Origin of the sequence: Hufsiella arboris (assembly GCF_009834875.1) — a bacterium.
In the GTDB taxonomy this organism is placed as follows: Bacteria; Bacteroidota; Bacteroidia; order Sphingobacteriales; family Sphingobacteriaceae; genus Hufsiella_A; species Hufsiella_A arboris.
This window is the reverse complement of record NZ_WVHT01000002.1, coordinates 157,184-179,573: the sequence shown is the minus strand read 5'-3', so window position 1 is coordinate 179,573 and position 22,390 is coordinate 157,184. Positions and strand designations below refer to the sequence as shown.

The following is a 22,390-nucleotide window of genomic DNA, read 5'->3' as shown; positions in this document are numbered from 1 at the left end:
TTAATATTAAGTGTGTGTGTGTTTTAAAAGATTATCGGCCAATATGTTAAGATTTATACCGCCGAAATTGCCTGAGCTCATCAGAAGCAAGTTTTTACCCTTCAAATTAATATAACTCAAAAACTCCTCCAATATTTTAGCATCGTTGAAATATTTTAACTTATTGTTACCAAATGACTTTCGGACGACATTTTCGTCATATGGCTCAAGATTTTTGTGCCTGAAAGTCGACTGATCAATGAAAACGATAGCCTCATCTGCCAAATCGAGTGAACCATAATATTCACTTATAAAACTTTTATTTAAGCTGCTAAACGTGTGTAGTTCAATTATAGCAATAAGGTTTCGGTTAGGGAACTGTTGTTTTACTGCGTTAACCGTAGCCTTCAATTTTGAAGGAGAATGTGCGAAGTCTTTAAATATTATTGAGTCATCGTTTTTACCGATTACTTCGAGTCTCTTTGACGCGCCCTTGAACGTTTTTATCGCGGTAATAAAATCAATGTCACCGATACCCAACAATTTACATACGTTCCAGGCGGCATTTAAATTTAACAGGTTATGTTGTCCGAATACGGTCAATGGAACTTGTTCGTTATTCCACGTTAATTTAGTTACACCATCCTTAATTTCGTGAGCAGGAACGCTATATGGAATTTTTTGAACACCTGACTTATTCGATTTTACCAGTTCACTCAACACCTCGTCATCCTTACAGAATATCAGTGCACCATTTTCAGCGATGGTATCTATAAAAATATCAAACTGTTCTTTGTAGTTATCGAAGGTTGGAAATACGTTCACATGATCCCACGCGATTCCGCTGATTACACCAACGTCAGCGTGGTATAAATGAAATTTTGGTCGCCTGTCAATCGGAGATGAGAGATATTCATCGCCCTCAATCACAATTACTGGAGCATCCGTCAATTGGATCATCGTGTCAAAACCCTCTAATTGTGCTCCTACCAGGTAGTCGAATTCTTTATTGCAATTCTTCAAAACATGGATAATCATCGACGTTATCGTTGTTTTACCATGACTGCCACCAATTACTACGCGCTTCTTATGTTTTGATTGCTCATATACATACTCCGGATAGGAATAAATTTTAATACCGAGTTCTTGAGCTTTAAGAAGTTCCGGGTTGTCAGGCCGGGCATGCATACCTAAAATCACCGCATCAATCTCAGAGGTTATATTATTTTCAAACCAACCCATTTCCTTAGGCAACAATCCGTAATTCGAAAGTCTGGATGCCGAAGGTTCATAGATCGCATCGTCAGAGCCTGTTATCACAAAGCCCTTTTTCTTTAATGCAATAGCTAAATTATGCATCGCACTTCCACCGATAGCAATAAAGTGTAAATTCATATAAAATGGAAAATTAATGAAAATTATCTAAAGGTTAATAAAGTTTAGATAAATATCACAGACTAGTTACAAATAAATCTCGCCGCGGTCCAATTATCAAACGTTTTATGAGAAGTAAAATGATAACCAATTTGTTCGGCAGCGTGTTTTATAATCTCTAAATCAGGAGATTCATAAAAACCGCTCATTAGCAATACCGTTCCAGAATCAGACACGGCACGGTATGCAGGAAGCTGGTCGAGGAGAATATTTCTGTTTATGTTGGCAAGAATCAAATCAAATTTCCGTTCAGGAATCACTTCTTTTGAACCACATAGTGCCCGGATATAAGAAGAATGATTTAACGAGCAATTTTCTAACGTGCTATCATAACATACCGGATCGTAATCAATAGCAAGCAGATCATTGGCCTGAAGCTTTTCAGCCAAAATTGCCAAAATACCTGTTCCACAGCCCATGTCAAGTACAGATTTATTGACAACATCTTCTTCCAGCAAAAACTGCATCATCAACGATGTGGTTTGATGATGCCCAGTACCAAAAGCCATTTTCGGGTCAATGATGATTTCGTAAGGAAATTCAGGCCTTGGTTCGTGAAATGTCGCTCTTACATAGCATTTGTCTCCAATGATGAGCGGTTGAAAATTGCTTTCCCATATCTCATTCCAGTTTTTATGCGGCACTTTATTGACCTCAAAGCTGGCATCAATAACGCCTTGAAATGAACCAAGAATATCATCTATATCTTCCTTACTAAAGTCGCTTTCGGGCACATAAGCGTTAAATCCCGATTCTGTTTCTTCGAAGGTATCAAAGCCTCGTTCTCCGAGTGAGTTAATGAGTAAATCCTTCTGATAGTCTTCACCATTATGCAGCGTAAAAACCAGCTCTATATAATTCATCTGTTAATTAAGTATTTGTGATATAGTTTAAAAAGTACAGCTCCCCGCAACACCAGAGATTTTGCAAACCTTGTTAAAACAACGATGGAACACACAGAGATGTTATATTCTCCGAATGTTCCATCGCAAATAAATCAAACCGGCGTTAAGCGGGTATGGAAATTAATTCAAAGCCTTGATAATGTCCGTAAAATCGCGCGACTTTAATGAAGCTCCTCCAATTAAACCACCATCGATATCGGCCTGTGAAAATAAATCGTTCGCGTTTTTCGGATTGCAGCTACCTCCGTAAAGTATCGTTGTATCGTCGGCAACTTGCTGTCCGTATTTCTCCGCGATGATCTTTCTGATAAACGCGTGAATTTCCTGGGCTTGTTCAGGCGTAGCAGTCAAACCCGTTCCGATAGCCCAAACCGGCTCGTAAGCTAGAATTATGCTGGAAAATTCTTCAGCGCTTAAATGAAAAAGGCCTTTCTCCAACTGTGCTTTTACTACATCAAAATGAATTGATGCATTACGCTCTGTTAAAGTTTCGCCGATACAAAAAATTGGCTTTAACCCGTTTTTCAAAGCGGTATTTACTTTTTTCGATAATAGCTCATCAGATTCTTCGAAATATTGGCGACGCTCTGAATGACCTAATATTACGTATTCAACGCCTGCAGATTTTAGCATTTGCGCGGAAATTTCTCCGGTATAGGCGCCGGATTCTTCCTGATGGCAGTTTTGAGCACCAATAAAAACGTTAACACCTGCTTTTTTCAACTGAACAAGACTGTTTAAATGAATAAACGGGGAACAAACTATTACCAGCTGATCGCCCGTAATTTCATCAGATACCATATTTACCACTTCCGAAAACAAACTTAAACCTGATTGATAATCCTGGTTCATTTTCCAGTTTCCTGCTACAATTTTTTTTCTCATTATTTATTATTTAAAATTTCTGTATGACTCAGTTAATTCAAAAACATTTGTTAATAGTTGCTTTTCAGCTTCATCGAAAGGCTTGTTTCGTCTTTCAAAGACTTTCTCAGTTGTTTCAAACATTTTTTTCAATGTGTAAACTTCGAAACCTTGAGCGCCACCCCAGGCAAAATCCGGAATAAAATTTCTCGGAAAGCCCGCACCAAAAACGTTTGCTCCCACTCCAACTACCGTCCCCGTGTTGAACATGGTGTTGATGCCACATTTTGCGTGGTCGGCCATGATAAGCCCGCAAAACTGCAGTCCAGTTCTTCGAAAACTTTGTCTGTTGTAATCCCAAAGGCGTACTTCAGCGTAATTGTTTTTAAGATTGGAATTATTACTGTCGGCGCCGATATTACACCATTCACCCATTACCGAATTTCCAAGGTATCCTTCATGCCCTTTTGAAGAGTATCCGAAGACTACGGAATTATTTATTTCTCCTCCGACGCGGCTGAAAGGACCGATCGTTGTAGCTCCGTAAATTTTCGCGCCCATTTTAACCTGCGAATCGTTACAAAGTGCAAATGCGCCACGAATATGAGTCCCCTCCCAAACCTGTGAATTCCGGCCCAAATAAATCGGGCCATTTTTAGTATTAAAGGTTGCACATTCAGCTTCAAAGCCATCTTCTATAAAGATGTCTTCGCCAATTATGGTATTTGTCGAACTTATTGAAGCAGACTTGCGGCTATGGGTTAACAGTTTAAAATCCTTTCGAAGTTCACTGTCATTCAAACGGAAAATATCCTCCGGAAAACTAATTTTAGTAAAGACCTGTTCGTAAGTTATTGGATGGTAAGATGAAAAATCGTTGGCATCGAACGTTCCTTCTGCTTTCGCCGCAAGTAAAATTTGGCCGCTGATCAGCACGTCGCCGTCAGCCAATTGATCAATTGCTTCCAGCAAATTTTCGTCAGGACAAATTGAACCGTTGATAAAGAGATTAGAGTCATCACTGGTCTTTTCAGGAAATTTTAGCTGGAGATATTCTGCAGACCGAAAGGAAACGTCAGCTTTTAAATATTTTCGCCATTTATCGGCAATGGTTAGAATTCCTACACGTATTTCGGCTACCGGTCGTAAAAAAGTTAAAGGGAACAGGCTTTCTCTGGACGAATCATCAAAAAGGATTACGGTCATGCGCAAAAATAAAAAAAGTCCCGTCTGTGAAAACGGGACTTCAGATTATATTTTAAAAATGATTATTTTTTGTTGTAACGGCTGCGGAACTTGTCAATACGTCCGGCAGTGTCAACCAATTTCATTTTACCAGTATAAAAAGGGTGAGATGTATGTGAGATCTCCAGCTTTATAAGCGGATATTCGTTACCATCTTCCCATTTGATTGATTCTTTCGATTCAATGCATGATTTGGTTAAAAAAGCATAGTCGTTAGACATGTCTTTAAATACAACTAATCTATAATTTTTTGGATGTAAGTCAGCCTTCATGATATTCCTTCTTTTTAAGAGGCGCAAATATAGCTTTTTAAAATAAAATTAAAAAATAATTTTCAAGTTCTTGTGGAGTCAAAACTGATACATATTCAACCTCTGCTATTTACGGGCTGGCTGATTTCCTGGCAAAGCTCAATTAATACACCCGAAGTGTCCTTGGGATGAATGAAACAAACCAATTTATTGTCCGCACCTTTTTTCGGCTCGTCCGACAGAAGAATGAAACCTTCCTGTTTTAACCGGCTCATTTCAGAATATATATCGTCAACGGCAAATGCTATATGATGAATTCCCTCCCCTCTCTTTTCAAGGAATTTAGCTACCGGCCCATCGGAAGTGATTGACTCGAGCAGCTCTACTTTACTGTCTCCTATTTGAAAGAACGAGGTCAGCACATTTTCCGATAAAATTTCTTCCCGTTTATACGATGATGATCCTAGAATTTTTTTGTAGATAAGTTCTGCCGCATCAATACTTTTAACGGCGATACCAATATGCTCGATGTGCTTCATAGCTCTTATATGGCATAAAGATGACCATTAAAACCGACATTACAATGGCATTCGTTTGACTAATACCGTTTAAGTTTTCGTATATTTGTGCATAGTTTTAAAACTTAATTTTGATATGAATCTTCCGATATATCTTGATAATAACGCAACAACGCCAATGGACCCTCGTGTTCTGGAAGCAATGTTGCCGTACTTTAATCAAAAGTTTGGCAATGCGGCCAGCCGTAACCATGCTTTTGGATGGGCTGCTGAAGAAGGCGTAGACTATTCGCGTGAGCAGGTTGCTAAATTAATTGGTGCCAATGAGAAGGAAATTATCTTCACTTCAGGCGCAACTGAATCAGATAACCTTGCAATTAAAGGTGTTTTTGAAATGTATAAAGACAAAGGTAATCACATCATTACCTGCGTTACAGAACATAAAGCAATATTAGATGCCTGCAAACACGTTGAAAAATTAGGCGGAACTGTTACCTATCTTCCTGTTAAAGAAGATGGACTGGTTGATCTTGATCTGCTTGAAAGCTCTATTACCGATAAGACGATCCTTGTTACTATAATGTATGGAAATAACGAGATCGGAGTTATCCAACCTGTAAAGGAGATTGCTGCGATCGCACATAAACATGGTGCTCTATTTTTCACTGACGCGACACAAGCGGTTGGAAAGATCCCTGTAAATGTTTTGGAAGACGGGATAGACTTATTGGCATTTTCAGCACATAAGATGTATGGCCCGAAAGGTGTTGGAGCTCTTTACGTGCGCCGTAAAAACCCAAGGGTAAAAGTTACCGCACAAATGGATGGCGGAGGCCACGAACGTGGTATGCGTTCCGGAACATTAAATGTTCCCGGAATTGTAGGTTTCGGCAAAGCATGTGAGTTATGCCGTTTAGAAATGGCGGACGAAGCTAAAAGACTTTCAGCATTGCGAGACAAACTTCAGGCATCATTAACACAAATGGAGGAAAGTTACGTAAATGGTAACGTTGAGCACCGTTTGCCGCATGTTGCAAATATTTCTTTCAAGTATGTGGAAGGTGAAGGCTTAATGATGGCGATGAAAGACCTTGCGGTATCCTCAGGATCTGCTTGTACTTCAGCCTCACTGGAACCTTCTTACGTATTGAAAAGCTTAGGGCTGTCAGATGATTTGGCACATTCTTCTATCCGTTTTGGATTAGGCAGATTTACTACCGAAGAAGAAGTTGACTATGCTATTGAGCAAACAAAAAAAGCTGTAAACCACTTGCGTGATCTTTCACCTCTTTGGGAAATGTTCAAAGAAGGTATCGATCTTGACAAGGTTGAATGGGTTGAACATTAATTTAAAAAATTGTAAATCGTAAATAAAATGGCTTACTCAGAAAAGGTAATCGATCATTATACTAATCCAAGAAACGTTGGAACCTTGGATAAAAGCAGTTCTAAAGTTGGGACTGGCTTGGTGGGAGCGCCGGAATGTGGCGATGTAATGCGTCTGCAGATTGAAGTTGATGAAAATCATGTGATCACCGACGCAAAATTTAAAACTTTTGGATGCGGTTCTGCAATCGCTTCGTCATCATTAGCTACAGAATGGCTTAAAGGTAAAACGATAGATGATGCCGTAAAAATTGACAACATGGATATCGTAGAAGAGCTGGCTTTGCCGCCGGTAAAAATCCACTGCTCTGTTTTGGCAGAAGACGCTATAAAAGCAGCAATTAACGACTACCGTGTAAAAAACGGATTAGAAGCGTTAGTTGAAGAAAAAGCGCATCACTGATAGAAGATGTCAGATATGAGATTTGAGATATCAGGCAGATAGCGCCCATTTCAAATCTAAATTCTAAATCTCAAATCTAATTATGGTAACAGTTACAGATAAAGCGAAAAGTAAAATTGAAGACCTGATACAAAATGCAGGCCTGGATTCATCATACTTTTTACGCGTATCAGTTAAAGGCGGCGGTTGTTCAGGATTGTCTTACAATCTCGACTTCGACAACGAAGAAAAGCCCGGCGACCAGTTTTTTGATGATAAAGGTGTAAGGATGGCGCTAGATATGAAGTCATTTTTGTACCTCGCAGGAACCGAACTCGATTTTTCAGATGGATTGAACGGCAAGGGCTTTAACTTCCACAATCCAAATGCCTCACGCACGTGTGGCTGTGGTGAAAGCTTTTCGGTTTAATAAATTAAATTATTACAATGTGTTTTAAAAGGCTGTTATTTAACGGCCTTTTGTTTTATAACAGTATTGTTTAATATTGTTCAGAATTACTGGCTATAAAATGAACCTGATTAACGAATTCACAACGATCCCGAAACTATTAAGGAATGTTGTTGAAACCATTCACCCTGAATCTCATCCGTTTTTATTAGAAAAATCCGGGCAATCGTGGAAGGAAATTTCCTACAAAACGGCACTTGAAAATGCTGACGCCCTTTCTTCATATTTTCTTGAAATAGGCATTCAAAAGGGCGACCGGCTTGCGCTGCTTATTGAAAACTCGCCGGAGTATGTTTACTATGACCAGGGGCTACAACAAATAGGTGCAATTAACGTGTCTATCTACCCTACTCTTTCTGAATCAGAAATCGAATACATTTTAAATGATTCGGGCTCGCGATGTATCCTGGTAGGCAGTCCGTTTCTATTTAAAAAAATTCTGAAAATCGCTAATAATTGCCCGGAACTTGAACGTATCATTCCATCCTTTGACGATTATGAAAAGCATTGCAAAGGAATTTCAATAAACGCCGGAGTAATCAGTTTCAGCGATCTGTTAACGGAAGGCAAACGTACTGTTTCGGGTTATAAGGCACAGATCGATGCAACTCGCGAAGCAATTATGCGATCTGATGTATCGTCATTGATCTACACATCCGGCACAACAGGCATCCCGAAGGGTGTTATGCTTACGCACGCCAACTTTGTAGAAAATGTGAAAGTTTGCCTCGAGCAAATCCCGGTAATTGAAAAAACCGACTTGTTTTTATCCTTCCTGCCATTATCACACGTTTTCGAACGTACCGCAACTTATTACGTTTGCTGCGCACAGGGGTGTCAGATCGCTTTCGCGGAAAGCCTGGAACTTCTTGCCCGTAATATGGCTGAAGTACGGCCTACAGTGATGAATGTAGTTCCGCGTTTGCTGGAACGTATTCATGACAAAGCTATTAAAAACGCTACAGCGAACGGTGGCATCAAGGCCGATATCTTCAACTGGGCGATGCAAACCGGAAAAGCCTACAGGGAAAGTAAAGAGTCTGGAAAAAAACCGGGTATCCTTTTGAATATCAAGCATAACCTGGCCGACCGATTGGTTTTCAGCAAGATAAAAGAAAAAACCGGTGGCCGGTTGAAATTTATGATTTCAGGAGGTGCGGCTTTACCTAAGAACATCGGAGAGTTTTTCGGAAACCTGGGAATCATTATCCTCGAAGGATTCGGCTTGACTGAAACATCACCTGTTATGTCGGTAACTGAATTTGACCGGCAGGTTTATGGCACCGTTGGCCGCGTTATACCCGGTATTGAAGTTGGCATACAAGACGTAGAAACTAAAGAATTCGTTTCTATACAAACCCACCATACATTTGATCCCGAACTTATTACCGGAGAAGGAGAAATAATTGTCCGCGGACACTGTGTAATGAAAGGCTATTGGAACAAGCCGCAGGAAACAGAATTAGTGATTGACAAAGACGGTTGGTTCCATACCGGCGATATCGGAAGATTTTACCAGGGAAACCTTCAAATCACTGACCGGATAAAAAATATGCTTGTAAACGCGTTTGGGAAAAATATCTATCCAACGCCGGTTGAAAACACTTATCTCAAAAGTCAGCGCATTGAGCAGATCTTTTTGGTTGGAGATAAACGTGATTACATAACAGCGATTGTTGCGCCTTCAAAGGAAGCGCTTCAGGAAACTTTTGGCCTGAAAGAGGAATTTTTCCAGCGCTCTGAAATGTTTATTGACGAGCCGGAAATAATCGACTGGATTGGCCAGGACATTAAACGTCTATCCGCTGAGCTTGCAAAATTCGAGCGTATCAAACACTTTAAGGTAAAACGAAATCCATTTACGATTGAAGACGGAGAAATTACGCCAACACTTAAAGCCAAACGTAAAGTCATAGAAAACAAGTATTCCGACGTCATTAACGAAATGTACGAACAGGAAGAAGCTGTTGATTAATTAGACTTCTATCGAAAACCTTTATTAAAGCGCCCAACTTTGGGCGTTAAATTTTATTTTTGCAAAAATTTTTTAGATGAGTATAGCATTATCCGAACAGGAGTTATTACGCCGTAACGCTTTACAGGAATTAAGAAACCTGGGTATTGATCCGTATCCTGCAGAAGCATTTGAAGTGAATGTTACGGCTGACGACATTAAAGCAAACTACGAGCGCGATAAAACCTCCTATAAAAATATCAGTATCGCCGGACGTATTATGAGCCGACGAATTATGGGGAATGCTTCCTTTGCCGAATTACAGGATGGAACTGGCAGGATCCAGGTTTATATTAAACGCGACGAAATTTGTCCGGATGAAGATAAAACTCTCTATAATACAGTGTTTAAAAAACTGCTTGACATCGGCGACTTCGTTGGTATCAAAGGCTACGTGTTTACAACTCAAACCGGAGAAATTTCTATTCATGCCAGCCAGTTAACCGTTTTATCAAAATCTTTAAAACCGCTTCCCGTCGTAAAAGAAGCTGATGGAAAGGTTTACGATGCAGTTACTGATCCTGAATTCCGGTATCGACAACGATATGTCGACCTGGTAGTAAACCCTGGAGTAAAAGACACATTTAAAAAGATAACCATATTAAAAAACACCATCCGCGACTTTTTGAACGAGCGTGGCGCACTTGAGGTTGATACGCCCGTTTTACAAAGCATTCCGGGCGGCGCCACTGCGAGGCCATTTATTTCACATCATAATGCATTGGACATTCCTCTATATATGCGAATTGCCAACGAATTGTATTTGAAAAGGCTGATCGTGGGTGGTTTTGATTGGGTATATGAATTTAGCCGGAACTTCCGGAATGAAGGGATGGACCGCACACATAATCCCGAGTTTACCGTGCTTGAGTTTTACGTAGCTTACCAGGATTATATCTGGATGATGGAAACTACCGAGCAATTACTTGAACAAGTTGCCATTGCTACCAACGGCACAACTAAAGTAAAAGTTGGCGACAAGGAAATCGACTTTCAGGCTCCTTACAAACGTATCAGCATGTTCGATGCAATTAAGGAATATACAGGTTTTGATGTAAGCGAAATGGATGAAGCTGGCCTGCGTGATGTTTGCAAACAACTGAACATTCCAGTGAATGATACGATGGGTAAAGGCAAGCTGATCGACGAAATCTTTGGAGAAAAGTGCGAAGGGAACTACATCCAGCCTACTTTTATTATCGATTATCCGGTAGAGATGAGTCCGCTGACTAAAAAGCACCGAAGCAAAAAAGGCTTGGTTGAACGCTTCGAATTGATGGTGAACGGAAAAGAAATAGCAAACGCCTACAGCGAGTTAAACGATCCCCTCGATCAGCGTGAGCGGTTTGAGGAGCAGGTGAAATTAATGGAACGCGGAGATGATGAAGCGATGTTTATTGACTATGATTTCTTACGCTCATTAGAATACGGCATGCCTCCAACTGCCGGCATCGGCATCGGCATTGACCGCCTGGCTATGTTGATGACTAACCAGACAAGCATACAGGACGTATTGTTCTTTCCGCAAATGCGACCTGAAAAACAAGCCAAAGTGCCGGTTCCCGAAGATTTCGTGGAAGTAGGCGTACCACTCGAGTGGGTCCCGGTACTAAATAAGATGGGAATAAATACCGTCGATGATCTGAAAAATGCAAACCCTAATAAAGTTTTTAATGATTTAGGCGGAATGCGCAAAAAGCTCAAACTGGAAATCCCTTCTTTATCAAAAGACCTGGTGATGAGCTGGTTTAGCTAATAAAAACTTAACAAAAAGATAAAAGCCGGTAAACATTCATGTTACCGGCTTTTTCTATTTTAGAAGTCGCTAAAACTGTTTTATGAAAACATCAAGTCTTGAAATTACGGAACACGAATACCTGATTAAACTACGTAAAGACGATTTTGATCTGGGATTTATCAATCAACTGCTAAAGCGAATTCAAACAGAGCAAAGCTTTTTCAGCTTCAAAAGTCTCAACACCGAAGATGACTTGATCGCGAAAATATCTGAATCAGATAATTTCAGCAGGTTTGACCATCTGAACGACAAGTAAGAGACTTACCTGTAGCCGCCCTTTATTATCGTTCTATCCATCTGGGTCATCTGGCCCTGCATCATTTTTATCTGATCTGCCAGCAACTTATTTTTGTCAGCTTTCTTAGCTTCCTGTAAATACATTGTGGCTTCGCGTTTATTTCGTTTTGCCATCGCAATTCCAGCGAGGCTAAGCTTAGCAAGAGCTACGTTGTGATCCATTGTCATTCCAAGCGAAAGCGCGCGTTTGAAATATTTCTCAGATTGCATCGGAGCTTTACGCGATTCAATTAACCCAATAAGCAGGTTGTAGTATCCGTGTTGTGCACGAATTAATTGCTTCTCGTAATTTTTGATGTTATCGAGCCACTGCTGCGCTTTCTCCATATTTTCTTTTCTTAAAAAATACTGCGCAATAAGCATATTTTCATTAAAGAAAAACGTAACGAAAACAATAATCGCCAACAAAAATGCCGGGATTCCCCACCCCCAGTGTCCAAATATAAAAAGTGCGACACTCGCTCCGAGAAGCGCAAACGATATGATTAACCGAACAAAATTAGGCATGTGAATATTTGTTAAATAGTATAATTTTAGAGCGCAAATATCCGCATTTTAATCGTTAAATAAATAGCAATTATAAATTATGGCATCGCAATTAGAAGAGAGCTGGAAGAAGGTACTGGATCAGGAATTTGAAAAAGATTACATGCTGAAACTGAAGCTATTTCTTCAAAACGAAAAGGCTGAAGGCAAAACTATTTACCCTCCGAATAACCTTATTTTTAACGCGTTTAATCACACACCATTCGACAAAGTAAAAGTTGTCATCATCGGCCAGGATCCCTACCACGGGAAGAACCAGGCGCATGGTTTGTCGTTCTCGGTTCAAAAAGGAGTTACGATACCTCCCTCCCTAAGAAGTATTTACAAAGAGCTTAGCGAAGACATTACGGATTTCAAGCAACCGAAATCAGGTGATTTGACAAAGTGGGCCGATCAGGGCGTTTTACTTTTAAACGCAACGTTAACCGTTAATGCTGGTGAGCCTGGGTCACATCAAAAAAAGGGATGGGAAGAGTTTACCGACGAGGCGATCAAGCAACTATCGGAAAAGCGTGAAGGTATCGTCTTCCTTCTTTGGGGAAAGTTTGCTCAGTCGAAAGCCGAATTGATCGACGAGAAAAAACACTACATTTTAAAAGCCGCGCATCCCTCTCCATACTCAGCAAGTTTTGGTTTCTTTGGTTGCAAACACTTTTCAAAAACAAATAAAATCCTTCAGGAAAACGGCAAAGAGCCAATCGACTGGCAGGTAGAATAAGTTGTCTCATTCTTCTGATTTACCTGCCTCTTTTTAGGGTTCAATATTCCAAAGGCACCGCTGGTTCCTTCTTGCTGGTTGACATGATCATCATCGTCTGGAATGTTTTAACTACGCTGATCTTACTGATCTTATCCATAATCAAACGTTCGTACGCTTTAATGTCTTTTACATAAACTTTTAAAAGGAAGTCGCATTGCCCTGTAACGTGGTGGCATTCTGTAATCTCTTTTATGCTCTTCACCTCGTCTACAAAGGTTTGTATCGTGTTATTTTTATGAAAGTCCAGCTGGATCTGGATAAACGTTTTAATTCCTAAACCTAACAGTTCTTCGTCTACCAATGCGTGATAACTTTTAATAAAACCGGCGTTTTCCAGCTTCCTCACCCTTTCCAATGTTGGTGCCGGCGATAAGCCAATTTCGGTTGATAACTGGAGATTGGTGATACGTCCATTCTCCTGTAATATTTTCAGTATCTGGAAGTCGATTCTGTCTAGTTCTAATGCCATTTATAAGTTTATGATTGATTTTCCAAATATAATTCTTTGAATCATATTTTTATTTATTTAAAATTTTTAGACAAGTCTAAAAATTTTATTAGATTTGCTTAAATATGAACTCGCAGTCTGAAGAAAATTACTTAAAAGCCGTTTATCACCTGAGCGGAGAAACAGGTAAAGCTGTGTCAACCAACAGCATCGCCGAAGTAATTTGCACTAAAGCGTCGTCGGTTACAGACATGCTACGGAAGCTGGCAAAAAAGGGCCTGATTAATTACATCAAATACCAGGGAGTTACATTAACAGACAAGGGGCGTAACACTGCTGTCGATATTGTGAGACGACACCGGCTTTGGGAAGTCTTCCTGGTAGAGAAACTGGGCTTCAAATGGGACGAAGTACATGATATCGCCGAAGACCTCGAACACATAGAATCAGAAATCCTCGTGACCCGTCTCGATGAATTTCTTGGCTTCCCAAAAACCGACCCGCATGGAGATCCTATTCCGGATAAAAACGGGAAAGTTAAAGTCGCCGAACTGGTTAAAACTTCTATAATGAAAGTTGGACAAAGCGGTGTTATCTCAGGTGTCAGCGAACATTCGTCTGTCTTTCTACAATATTTGGATAAAGCGGGACTCACACTTGGAAGCAAAATTAAAATAAAAGAGATTCTGGAATATGACGGCTCGGTTTTGCTGATTTTAAACGACAAAAAAGATATCACTATTAGCCGTGAGGCTGCTAAAAGCATTTTAATAGCATTATGAGCACAGAATCATTAAGCGAAGTTCATGCAAGCGTTGGAACCAATACCCGAACTGGCTGGAGAAGAATCTTATCCTTTCTTGGGCCGGCTTACCTTGTAAGCGTAGGATATATGGATCCCGGAAATTGGGCTACAGACCTTGCTGGTGGAAGCCAGTTTGGCTATAAACTTATTTGGGTTTTACTGATGTCCAACCTGATCGCACTCTTACTGCAATCACTTAGCGCACGACTTGGCATTGTACGTGGGATGGATTTGGCTCAAGCATCAAGGCATTTTTATCCAAAATCAGTTAATATTCCACTGTACATTTTGGCGCAGATCGCAATTATAGCCTGCGATCTCGCAGAAGTAATAGGAATGGCTATCGGTTTGCAATTGTTGTTTAACCTGCCATTGATTTGGGGTATTTCTATAACCGTTTTTGATACGTTTTTACTGCTTTTTCTGATGAATCGCGGCATGCAAACTATGGAGCGCTTTATTGTGTCGATGGTTTTCGTAGTCGGCGTTTCTTTTCTGGTAGAAATGTTTATCATTAAACCAGACCTGATTGAGGTAGCTGCCGGATTTAAACCTACTGCCTTGTCCGGAAGCGCTTTATACATCGCCATCGGGATAATTGGTGCAACAGTTATGCCGCATAATTTGTATCTCCACTCGTCCCTTGTTCAAACCAGAAAAATAGAGCGGAACGAACCGAGCATTCGAGAAGCAATTAAATTCAATCTATTTGACACGACTATCGCGTTGAACTTGGCGTTCTTGGTCAACGCCGCAATTTTAGTATTAGCCGCTGGCGCATTTTTCAAAAATGGATATTATGAAGTTGCCGAGATAACCGACGCGCATAAACTGCTAACAAACATTTTCGGTTCACTGGCTCCTGCCCTCTTCGCTATCGCGCTGATAGCTTCAGGACAAAGTTCGACCATTACGGGCACGCTGGCCGGACAGATCATTATGGAAGGCCATCTCAATCTGCGAATCCAACCTTGGCTGAGAAGACTAATCACTCGTTTGCTTGCAATTTTCCCTGCGTTAATGACTATAATTTACTTTGGGGATGACGCGCTTGGCGAACTGCTTGTATTGAGCCAGGTTGTATTGAGCCTGCAGCTCGGATTTGCCATAATTCCACTGATCCATTTCGTGTCTAATAAATATGAAATGAAACAGTTCGCGATAAAAACATGGGCAAAGGTATTTGCATGGATAAGTGCGATAGTCATTATTTCGCTGAATGTAAAACTTGTGTATGAGGAATTACATACGTGGCTAACTACGACAGCACATGACTGGTGGATTTTTTTAGTAATTTTTCCAATGATCCTGGGAATCGTTTTCTTATTGCTGTATGTTTTTATTTTCCCATTAATCCGCACACCTAAAACGGAGGTTGTTCGTGTTCCGCATGGCAAAGCGTTGCAAATAACAGATATTGATCACTTTAAGCACGGAAGGATCGGAATTACAGTCGATTTTTCGAAAAACGATATAAACACGATCAGGAAAGCGCTCGCCCAGGGCGGCACAGATGCTGAATATTTTCTCATACACGTTGTAGAAACAGCCGGAGCAAATTATCATGGCGGCAATGTAATGGATTTAGAAACAGTGAATGACGAAGAAAATCTGGAAAAGTATCGCGAGAATCTGGTGGCGCTTGATTATAAAGCCAATGCATTAATTGGGTACGGGAAGCGGTCTAAATCAATCGCTAAACTGGTTATCGCTAACAACCTGGATTTACTGGTAATGGGGGCGCATGGGCACAAAGGGTTAAGCGACTGGATTTTTGGAACGACTCTTGACTCTGTACGTCACCAGGTAAACATACCTGTATTGATCATACGATGAAATATTTCTTGGTTATTACGCTTTCAATATTCGGGCTCGGCGCAAACTGCCAGGAAAACACGCATTACACCCTCTTCAATCCTGTTCCTAAACAGTTAATGGGTGATATGGAGACCGATCGGCCGGATGTGACAGAGAGCGCTTACAGTGTGCCGGCAGGCCATTTCCAGGTAGAAAGCGACCTTTTTAAATCAACCACCAATAAAGATGGTGACCTAAAATCGGTAGAGAACGACTTTAATAAAATGAATGTAAAGTTAGGTTTGACAAAAAGTGTAGATATACAGCTGGTCGTTTCACCTTTTAACGATTATAAAGTAAAATCGACGACAAGCGGACAGGTTTACGAATCAAGTTCTGGTTTCGGCGATATGACTTTCCGCGTGAAGAAAAACCTGTGGGGAAACGATGGCGGAAAAACCGCATTAAGTATGATGCCTTATGTGAATTTTCCGACATCAAAGACCAGCGAAGGAGTCGACGGAGGTATAGTTTTTCCTTTCGCGCTAAAATTACCTGACGACTGGAGCTTTGGCGCCCAAACACAATTCGACCTTGTTCGAAACGAAATGAACAAAAACTATCATGCTGAAATACTAAATTCATTTACCTTTGGAAAGGAATTTTCAAAAAGCTTTTCTTCGTTCGTCGAATCATTTTATACCTATGATTTTCTGAACAATAAAGCTGACTTGTACGTTGACGGAGGAATAATTTATTCCTTTTCAGATAACTTCAATATCGATGCCGGCCTTAATTATGGAATAACAAAAGCATCTGATAAAGTCTATTTTGTGGGATGTTCCTTCAGATATTAGAGAAAAAATGGCTAATGATTTAAACATTCGAAATAAAAAAGCGCATTTCGAATATCACATACTTGACACTTATACTGCCGGGATTAAGCTTTTAGGTACAGAAATAAAATCTATCCGCGAAAGTAAAGCAAACATAAACGACGCATTCTGTTCATTTATTGATGAGCAGTTATATGTAAGAAATATGCATATCGCTGAATACTCGCATGGTTCGTTTTATAATCATGAACAAAAACGCGACAGGATTTTACTGCTGAGTAAGAAAGAGCTCAAGAAACTTCGGGAAAAAGGTGAAGAGCGGGGCTACACGATCGTTCCATTACGACTATTTATCAGTGAGCGTGGGTTTGCAAAGCTTGAAATTGCACTGGCACAGGGAAAAAAATCTTTTGACAAGCGCGACACGATCAAAGAACGTGAGTCGAAAATTGAGCTTGACCGGGTAATGAAAAGATAAATACCGGGCCTGAAATAAGGCCCGGTATTCATTTATGCCAGTCCGAGCGTATCGGTAAATGTCTCGCCAAAACGATCGGTTGCATTAACCTTCAATGATTTTGTGCCGGCCGGAACCTTGATAAAAAACAAGTGGTCGGTTAAAAGTGGTTCAACCCAGCCGCGAGGTTTGGGTATATCCGCTCCTAATAATGTTTCAGCAGCCAATGGATCATAAGCAGTTTTTTGGATCGGCGCACCTATAGAATTTCCGTCTGCAAAGCATTCTATCTTCCAGTTCTTATCATAATTCCATACGTTAATACATGCTTCGTCCGGATATTCCTTGTGCTTCCCGGGACTATAAATTTTCAACTGATAATTTTTTGGATGGCCGGTCGCTTTGTAATACCATTTAACGTCGTTCCCGCTAACCTCGTAAACACCATAACCGTTAGGCGTTCCGTCGCCACAAATTTGTCCGGTCCACCAGGCGCCGCAAACGGTTCCGTGAACGTGCTCGGTTATATTACCATCTTCCCACTTTTCATTAAAATGGGTGTGCCCCGACATTAAGTGTACACGATACGGTTTTAAAAGATTATAAAGATGCTGACGGTTGATCACAGTGCCGCCCATTTGATCAACCTTCTCTTTATCCCTGCGCAGCTGACCTGTGTTCGTTGGTATGTGCAAACTTACAACGACTGTGGAGCCCTCCTTAACATTTTTCAAATCCTGCTCAAGCCACTGTAACTGGCTCTCTGTAAGATATCCGATATACTTTTTCGCCACTCCTAAAAAGAACACATCATCCAATACGACATAATGTATTTTACCGCGATTATACGAGTAATATGTTGGCCCAAAATGATCTTTGAATGTATCAGATGATCCCTCATCCGTCCGCGCCTCAAGGTCCATATCATGATTACCAATTACGTTGAAAAATGGCAGGCCGCTCATTGCAATCGCTTTTTGATAGTCGGGAAACAAATTAAAATTGTCCCACACCAGATCTCCGCATCCTATACCATGAAGAAGCTGCCCGCGGTAATTTTCAACCAGGGCCTTTAAATCGGGAGCCGAATTGGCCAGCAGCAGCTCGGCATCGTGTTTTGACTGGATTTGCGGATCGGCCCAAACCACGAATGTATGCTTCTCGTCGGATTGAGATAATTCTGTTAAATTAAAATTTGCGATGAATGTACTTTTTGACGGATCGATTTTTTGATAAAACTTCGCGACACTGTTCTCATGAGGAAACTCATATCCCGATGGCAGCGAGATGTAAACAAAACGACAGCTTTTATTGCTGGTTAACTCATAACTGCCATTGCTATTCGTCAAAACTACGTTGACGCCATCAGTAACGGCTACTCCGGAAATACCTTTGGCTCCGCTCGCCACGCGGCCTTTTATTAAAAGTTGTCCTAAGCCGTAAACAAATTGTGGCTCAGCGGCTTTAATTACTGTCGCGGGAATTGTTGTCGCCGCGCTTAACAAACCAAGGTTTCTTAAAAAATGTCTTCTTAACATGCTATAAAATTCAGTGTATCGTCTATGGAGGCGAAACTATAATGGCAATGTTAAGCTGATAATAAATCGTTGTTAAGAGATTTTTAAGAAACTGGCAATGTTAAATATTTTCGTCAATGTCAACAAATGCGTAGCATGCATGGTTGTTTTAAAAGCTAAAGAAGTTTATGGACCGATTTCATTTAAGTATCACTCATCAGGACAGCCGTACGGAGAATTTTGAGGTAGCAGAATATTTGCATCACTCTGACACGCACTGCAAATTTGAGATATTCCAAAACGGCAAACTGATTGCAAGTCTTGAACCTGACAAAAACGAATACCTCCACGTTTGTAAAAATCCGGGGGGCATTGACTATGAGACATTACATCTCATCATCCATAAACTTGAATCCTATAACCTTTAACCAAGGCGTTTAATCACTTCAATACAGGCTCTGCTGTTGTGATAAGGGCATTTCCAAATACCAACTTTATCCTGACAGGGCATTGTAGAATGGTCAGGAAGAATTCCCCACAGCCATTCGCCATGTTTATGATCTATAATGTAATTCCGGGTGAATTGCCAGACTTTCAAAAATCGACTAAAAAACTTGTCGTCATTGCTGATCTGGGAAGCGTTTAGAAATCCTACGATTGCCTCGGCCTGAACCCACCAATGTTTTTCCTGAATCAGGTGTTTGCTACCAAAATCCATTTCATAAAACATAGAACCATCTTTATCAAGCCCTTCTGCTGCAGCCTCCGCTACATTAATTGACAATTCTTGAAAATTTTGAATGATCACTTCATCTTCAAGAACTTCAGCGGCCTCCAATAATAGCCACGAAGCTTCGATGTCGTGTCCATAAGAAATAATATCAGACTTGATTGACCAGTTCTCATCAAAGAAAAGATTCAAATGATAATCTTCATTGAAAATATGTTTGCCAAAAACTTTAAGCAGTTCAACGATTTTAATTTTTAACGAGAGATCTGGCCAAACCCGAAAAAGATTTGTATAGGCTTCCAGAATATGCAAATGGGTATTCATGGTTTTCTTCTCATTTGCATCTTTTTCACTGAGCCTCAAATCATCGATTAAGCGCCAGTCGCGTGTGAACGCTTCAAAGTAACCTCCACGTTCGTTGTCAAAACTATATTTTTCGATGGTTTGATATAACTCAATAGCAGTATCTAGCACTGCCTCGTTCCGATCAGCTTTATAATATTCCGTGAGGCCGTATATAGCAAAAGCAAGTGCGTAAATTTGTTTTTTTGCATCAAGTGGATCGCCATTCGCCTTTATTGACCAGTAGACTCCACCATAAAGTTTATCCACAAAATTTTTCAGAAAGTAATCCGCGCTTCTTCTGGCAAAGAGTAAGTATTCATAATTGCTTGTCAGGTTATAAGCCGCAGAAAATGACCATAAAATACGAGCATTTAAAACCGAGCCCTTTGGCGCATCATCTATTACTTGATTATTTTCATCAATCTGCCCGTAGAATCCGCCATTTTCTTCATCTACTGTATTATCAATCCAATAACGAAGGATATTTTTTAGCTCGGAAGAAAATTCGTCTTTTAAATAACTGACATTCGCAGCAAAGTTCTCTGACATGATATGATAAAGCCTGATTAAAGGTGCCAAATCTATGGTTTAAGTTTAAAAGTCATAAATATATTTTATACATGTTATTATGAAGTTTTATCTTTTACTTTATCAGCATGAAAAACGAATTCCTAACTCTCCAGCTCATAAATAACGAAGCCGAAAGATCGTTTGAATTATATTTTAATGGTTATCGGGCATTTATGGATTATCTTATTAAAGACGGTAAATTTTATTTGATCCACACGGAGGTTCCTCGGGAGATTCAAAACCTGGGAGTAGCGAATGCCCTGGTCGAAAAAGTTTTCGACTATCTTGATAAAGAAAATGCCAAAATTATTCCCCGCTGTGCATTTGTACTGTCGTACCTGAAGCGTAACCCGCAATGGAATAAACTGGTTGATCATTATTAACTCGTTTTAGCGTCCCTAAAAAGATTGGGTCTAAAATGCATTTTCCTCGCCTTTAAACACGTTGATTATGGTCATAAATATAATTTGAACGTCAAGCATTGACGACCATGATTCCATATACCAAATATCGTGTTCTACCCTTTTTTGCATTTGATACCGTTCTTTCGTTTCGCCCCTGTACCCGTTTACCTGCGCCCATCCGGTAATTCCAGGCTTTAAAAACTGGCGCACCATATATTCTTTTATTACCTCGCTGTACTCTTTGGTATGAAGCAACATATGTGGACGGGGCCCGACGATACTCATGTTTCCCATCAGCACGTTGAAAAACTGTGGAAGTTCATCCAGACTGGTTTTTCTCATGATCTTACCGATAGCGGTTACCCTATCATCGTTAACACTTGCCTGCTTCTTATCGCTGTCTTTATTTACCTTCATGCTTCGGAACTTGTAACACCAGAAAGGCTTATTATCACGACCGCTTCTTAATTGCTTGAAAAGAACCGGGCCCGGGCTTTGCCATTTTATAAACAACGCGATAACGGGATACAGCCAGCTCAGTATGAATAAAATTACTGCAAGGCTGAACACGATGTCAAAAAGCCGTTTTTTGAAACGGTTATGCATGTATTCCAGGGGCTCGCGACGGACGCTGATCACGGGAAAAGTATCCATGTAGTTCAGGCTAAATGGCAATGAAAGGGTTCCGCTAAGATCAGGAACGAATTTTAAACGGACACATTGTTTTTCTGCTTCACCCAAAAGCTTCGGTGCTTCATGCATTCGGTCTGGTGTTAACGGCACATAAATTTCTTTTACGCCTTGTTCGGCAGCATAACGCAACTGATCGCTTATTGTGGAGAGAACTTCGCCCGACGCATCTGTATGAACGGAAGTAGAATCACCCAAGAACCCATGAAAATTGAAGTTTTTATCATCTCTTAGATATTCTGCAAGTCTTATCCCCGCTCCCGTTGCATCCATAATTGCAACTGGCTTCCTGATTTTGTAACGGTCAATCAGCACCTGCTCGAATACAGTTCCGATAAAACGGCTCAGCAAAAATCCACCACCCATTATATGGTAAAATATTACGAGGAATAGTGTGGATATCTGAGTATCGTTCGATAAAAGCTGATAAATGAGGAATACGAAACCGTGTAAAACTATACTCCGAAAAGTTGAACGGTATATTTTTTCGAGCTTTTGGATTGTCTGCTCTTTGTAAAGACCAAAGGTGCTGCTGCTAAAGAGCCACAACAAATTAGCGACAGCAAGATAACGCCTGTATAAAACGGGATCAAGTGGAGAATCATAGCTACTTACGACATAATAGGTTATTACGAAACAAATATTCACAAGCAGAATATCCGTGACGGCAAGAACAAATCGCAATAAGTAGACGTAGCGTGTTTTCATAGGTAAGATATGACGTAAACTTATTTTGTACTTATATTAAAATTAACTCGGTTTTGTTACATTTATTTTAAAATAAATAATTAATAATTTTAAATCCATTAATGAAATATACTAATATGTAATGTAGAACGTTGAAAATTAAACTGTTTAAATCATCTACCGTAAAAACGTACTGTGGAATTTAATCAAACCATCTTCTCACTTAAACGTAATTTTTTCACAAATAATTTGCTTC

The 22,390-nt window shown here is 40.2% G+C and carries 24 protein-coding genes; 13 read left to right on the top strand and 11 right to left on the bottom strand.

Annotation, left to right across the window (positions count from 1 at the left end; translation table 11 throughout):
* Nucleotides 1-6 precede the first annotated feature (6 nt).
* The 6 genes from GS399_RS04510 to mce form a co-directional block, all read right to left on the bottom strand.
* A complete protein-coding gene (locus GS399_RS04510; protein WP_160843405.1) occupies nucleotides 7-1,374 on the bottom strand; it encodes a UDP-N-acetylmuramate--L-alanine ligase in 1,368 nt (455 codons plus the stop codon).
* A gap of 62 nt (nucleotides 1,375-1,436) precedes the next feature.
* Entirely contained in the window at nucleotides 1,437-2,276 is an 840-nt protein-coding gene (prmA, locus tag GS399_RS04505; RefSeq protein WP_160843404.1) for a 50S ribosomal protein L11 methyltransferase, read from the bottom strand.
* A 162-nt stretch (nucleotides 2,277-2,438) separates the two neighbouring features.
* On the bottom strand, nucleotides 2,439-3,203 hold the full coding sequence (gene tpiA, locus GS399_RS04500; RefSeq protein ID WP_160843403.1) for a triose-phosphate isomerase: 765 nt from the start codon (nucleotides 3,201-3,203) through the stop codon (nucleotides 2,439-2,441).
* 6 nt (nucleotides 3,204-3,209) lie between these two features.
* Entirely contained in the window at nucleotides 3,210-4,388 is a 1,179-nt protein-coding gene (locus tag GS399_RS04495; protein ID WP_160843402.1) for a GlmU family protein, read from the bottom strand.
* Nucleotides 4,389-4,450: 62 nt separating this feature from the next.
* Nucleotides 4,451-4,699: a type B 50S ribosomal protein L31 gene (locus GS399_RS04490; protein WP_160843401.1), complete on the bottom strand. Its 249-nt coding sequence runs from the start codon at nucleotides 4,697-4,699 to the stop codon at nucleotides 4,451-4,453.
* Nucleotides 4,700-4,794: 95 nt separating this feature from the next.
* Nucleotides 4,795-5,217, bottom strand: coding sequence for a methylmalonyl-CoA epimerase (gene mce / locus GS399_RS04485; RefSeq protein WP_160843400.1), 423 nt, complete (start codon nucleotides 5,215-5,217; stop codon nucleotides 4,795-4,797).
* 115 nt (nucleotides 5,218-5,332) lie between these two features.
* Here mce and GS399_RS04480 point away from each other — a divergent pair, with 115 nt between their 5' ends.
* The 6 genes from GS399_RS04480 to GS399_RS04455 all read left to right on the top strand — a co-directional run bounded on the left by GS399_RS04480 (nucleotide 5,333) and on the right by GS399_RS04455 (nucleotide 11,501).
* On the top strand, nucleotides 5,333-6,544 hold the full coding sequence (locus GS399_RS04480) for an IscS subfamily cysteine desulfurase (RefSeq protein WP_160843399.1): 1,212 nt from the start codon (nucleotides 5,333-5,335) through the stop codon (nucleotides 6,542-6,544).
* Between the two features lie 27 nt (nucleotides 6,545-6,571).
* The gene (gene iscU / locus GS399_RS04475; protein ID WP_160843398.1) at nucleotides 6,572-6,985 is read left to right on the top strand and encodes a Fe-S cluster assembly scaffold IscU; all 414 of its coding nucleotides are present in this window, start codon (nucleotides 6,572-6,574) and stop codon (nucleotides 6,983-6,985) included.
* A gap of 82 nt (nucleotides 6,986-7,067) precedes the next feature.
* Entirely contained in the window at nucleotides 7,068-7,394 is a 327-nt protein-coding gene (locus tag GS399_RS04470; protein WP_160843397.1) for a HesB/IscA family protein, read from the top strand.
* A 100-nt stretch (nucleotides 7,395-7,494) separates the two neighbouring features.
* The gene (locus tag GS399_RS04465; RefSeq protein WP_160843396.1) at nucleotides 7,495-9,408 is read left to right on the top strand and encodes an AMP-dependent synthetase/ligase; all 1,914 of its coding nucleotides are present in this window, start codon (nucleotides 7,495-7,497) and stop codon (nucleotides 9,406-9,408) included.
* A 76-nt stretch (nucleotides 9,409-9,484) separates the two neighbouring features.
* Nucleotides 9,485-11,203 (top strand): lysine--tRNA ligase, encoded by a 1,719-nt coding sequence (gene lysS / locus GS399_RS04460; RefSeq protein WP_160843395.1) that lies wholly within the window; start codon nucleotides 9,485-9,487, stop codon nucleotides 11,201-11,203.
* 82 nt (nucleotides 11,204-11,285) lie between these two features.
* On the top strand, nucleotides 11,286-11,501 hold the full coding sequence (locus GS399_RS04455) for a hypothetical protein (protein WP_160843394.1): 216 nt from the start codon (nucleotides 11,286-11,288) through the stop codon (nucleotides 11,499-11,501).
* 5 nt (nucleotides 11,502-11,506) lie between these two features.
* Here the strand turns inward: GS399_RS04455 and GS399_RS04450 are convergent, their stop codons facing one another.
* Nucleotides 11,507-12,049 carry a DUF2892 domain-containing protein gene (locus GS399_RS04450; protein ID WP_160843393.1) on the bottom strand — a complete coding sequence of 181 codons (543 nt, stop codon included), beginning with the start codon at nucleotides 12,047-12,049 and terminating at the stop codon, nucleotides 11,507-11,509.
* Nucleotides 12,050-12,128: 79 nt separating this feature from the next.
* Between GS399_RS04450 and ung the strand changes: the two genes are divergently transcribed.
* Nucleotides 12,129-12,806, top strand: coding sequence for a uracil-DNA glycosylase (gene ung, locus GS399_RS04445; protein ID WP_160843392.1), 678 nt, complete (start codon nucleotides 12,129-12,131; stop codon nucleotides 12,804-12,806).
* Between the two features lie 40 nt (nucleotides 12,807-12,846).
* Here ung and GS399_RS04440 read toward each other — a convergent pair whose 3' ends face one another.
* The gene (locus GS399_RS04440) at nucleotides 12,847-13,317 is read right to left on the bottom strand and encodes an Lrp/AsnC family transcriptional regulator (protein ID WP_160843391.1); all 471 of its coding nucleotides are present in this window, start codon (nucleotides 13,315-13,317) and stop codon (nucleotides 12,847-12,849) included.
* Between the two features lie 104 nt (nucleotides 13,318-13,421).
* Here GS399_RS04440 and GS399_RS04435 point away from each other — a divergent pair, with 104 nt between their 5' ends.
* The 4 genes from GS399_RS04435 to smpB are packed head-to-tail and all read left to right on the top strand — an operon-like array spanning nucleotide 13,422 to nucleotide 17,212.
* Nucleotides 13,422-14,078 carry a metal-dependent transcriptional regulator gene (locus GS399_RS04435; protein WP_160843390.1) on the top strand — a complete coding sequence of 219 codons (657 nt, stop codon included), beginning with the start codon at nucleotides 13,422-13,424 and terminating at the stop codon, nucleotides 14,076-14,078.
* Complete coding sequence (locus GS399_RS04430) at nucleotides 14,075-15,937, top strand: Nramp family divalent metal transporter (RefSeq protein ID WP_160843389.1); 1,863 nt, start codon at nucleotides 14,075-14,077, stop codon at nucleotides 15,935-15,937. Before GS399_RS04435 ends, GS399_RS04430 begins: the two co-directional genes overlap by 4 nt.
* Entirely contained in the window at nucleotides 15,934-16,755 is an 822-nt protein-coding gene (locus tag GS399_RS04425; RefSeq protein WP_160843388.1) for a transporter, read from the top strand. Before GS399_RS04430 ends, GS399_RS04425 begins: the two co-directional genes overlap by 4 nt.
* A 7-nt stretch (nucleotides 16,756-16,762) precedes the next feature.
* Nucleotides 16,763-17,212, top strand: coding sequence for an SsrA-binding protein SmpB (smpB, locus tag GS399_RS04420; protein WP_160843387.1), 450 nt, complete (start codon nucleotides 16,763-16,765; stop codon nucleotides 17,210-17,212).
* Between the two features lie 32 nt (nucleotides 17,213-17,244).
* On the opposite strand, the gene GS399_RS04415 is transcribed toward smpB, so the two are convergent.
* Nucleotides 17,245-18,729, bottom strand: coding sequence for a calcineurin-like phosphoesterase C-terminal domain-containing protein (locus tag GS399_RS04415; RefSeq protein ID WP_160843386.1), 1,485 nt, complete (start codon nucleotides 18,727-18,729; stop codon nucleotides 17,245-17,247).
* A 167-nt stretch (nucleotides 18,730-18,896) separates the two neighbouring features.
* Between GS399_RS04415 and GS399_RS04410 the strand changes: the two genes are divergently transcribed.
* Entirely contained in the window at nucleotides 18,897-19,136 is a 240-nt protein-coding gene (locus GS399_RS04410; protein WP_160843385.1) for a hypothetical protein, read from the top strand.
* On the opposite strand, the gene GS399_RS04405 is transcribed toward GS399_RS04410, so the two are convergent.
* A complete protein-coding gene (locus GS399_RS04405) occupies nucleotides 19,133-20,332 on the bottom strand; it encodes an AGE family epimerase/isomerase (RefSeq protein ID WP_160843384.1) in 1,200 nt (399 codons plus the stop codon). The two genes, GS399_RS04410 and GS399_RS04405, sit on opposite strands and share 4 nt — an antisense overlap.
* 107 nt (nucleotides 20,333-20,439) lie before the next feature.
* Here GS399_RS04405 and GS399_RS04400 point away from each other — a divergent pair, with 107 nt between their 5' ends.
* Nucleotides 20,440-20,736 (top strand): GNAT family N-acetyltransferase, encoded by a 297-nt coding sequence (locus GS399_RS04400; protein ID WP_160843383.1) that lies wholly within the window; start codon nucleotides 20,440-20,442, stop codon nucleotides 20,734-20,736.
* A gap of 30 nt (nucleotides 20,737-20,766) precedes the next feature.
* Here the strand turns inward: GS399_RS04400 and GS399_RS04395 are convergent, their stop codons facing one another.
* A complete protein-coding gene (locus tag GS399_RS04395) occupies nucleotides 20,767-22,155 on the bottom strand; it encodes an undecaprenyl-phosphate glucose phosphotransferase (RefSeq protein WP_160843382.1) in 1,389 nt (462 codons plus the stop codon).
* Nucleotides 22,156-22,390: the final 235 nt, after the last annotated feature.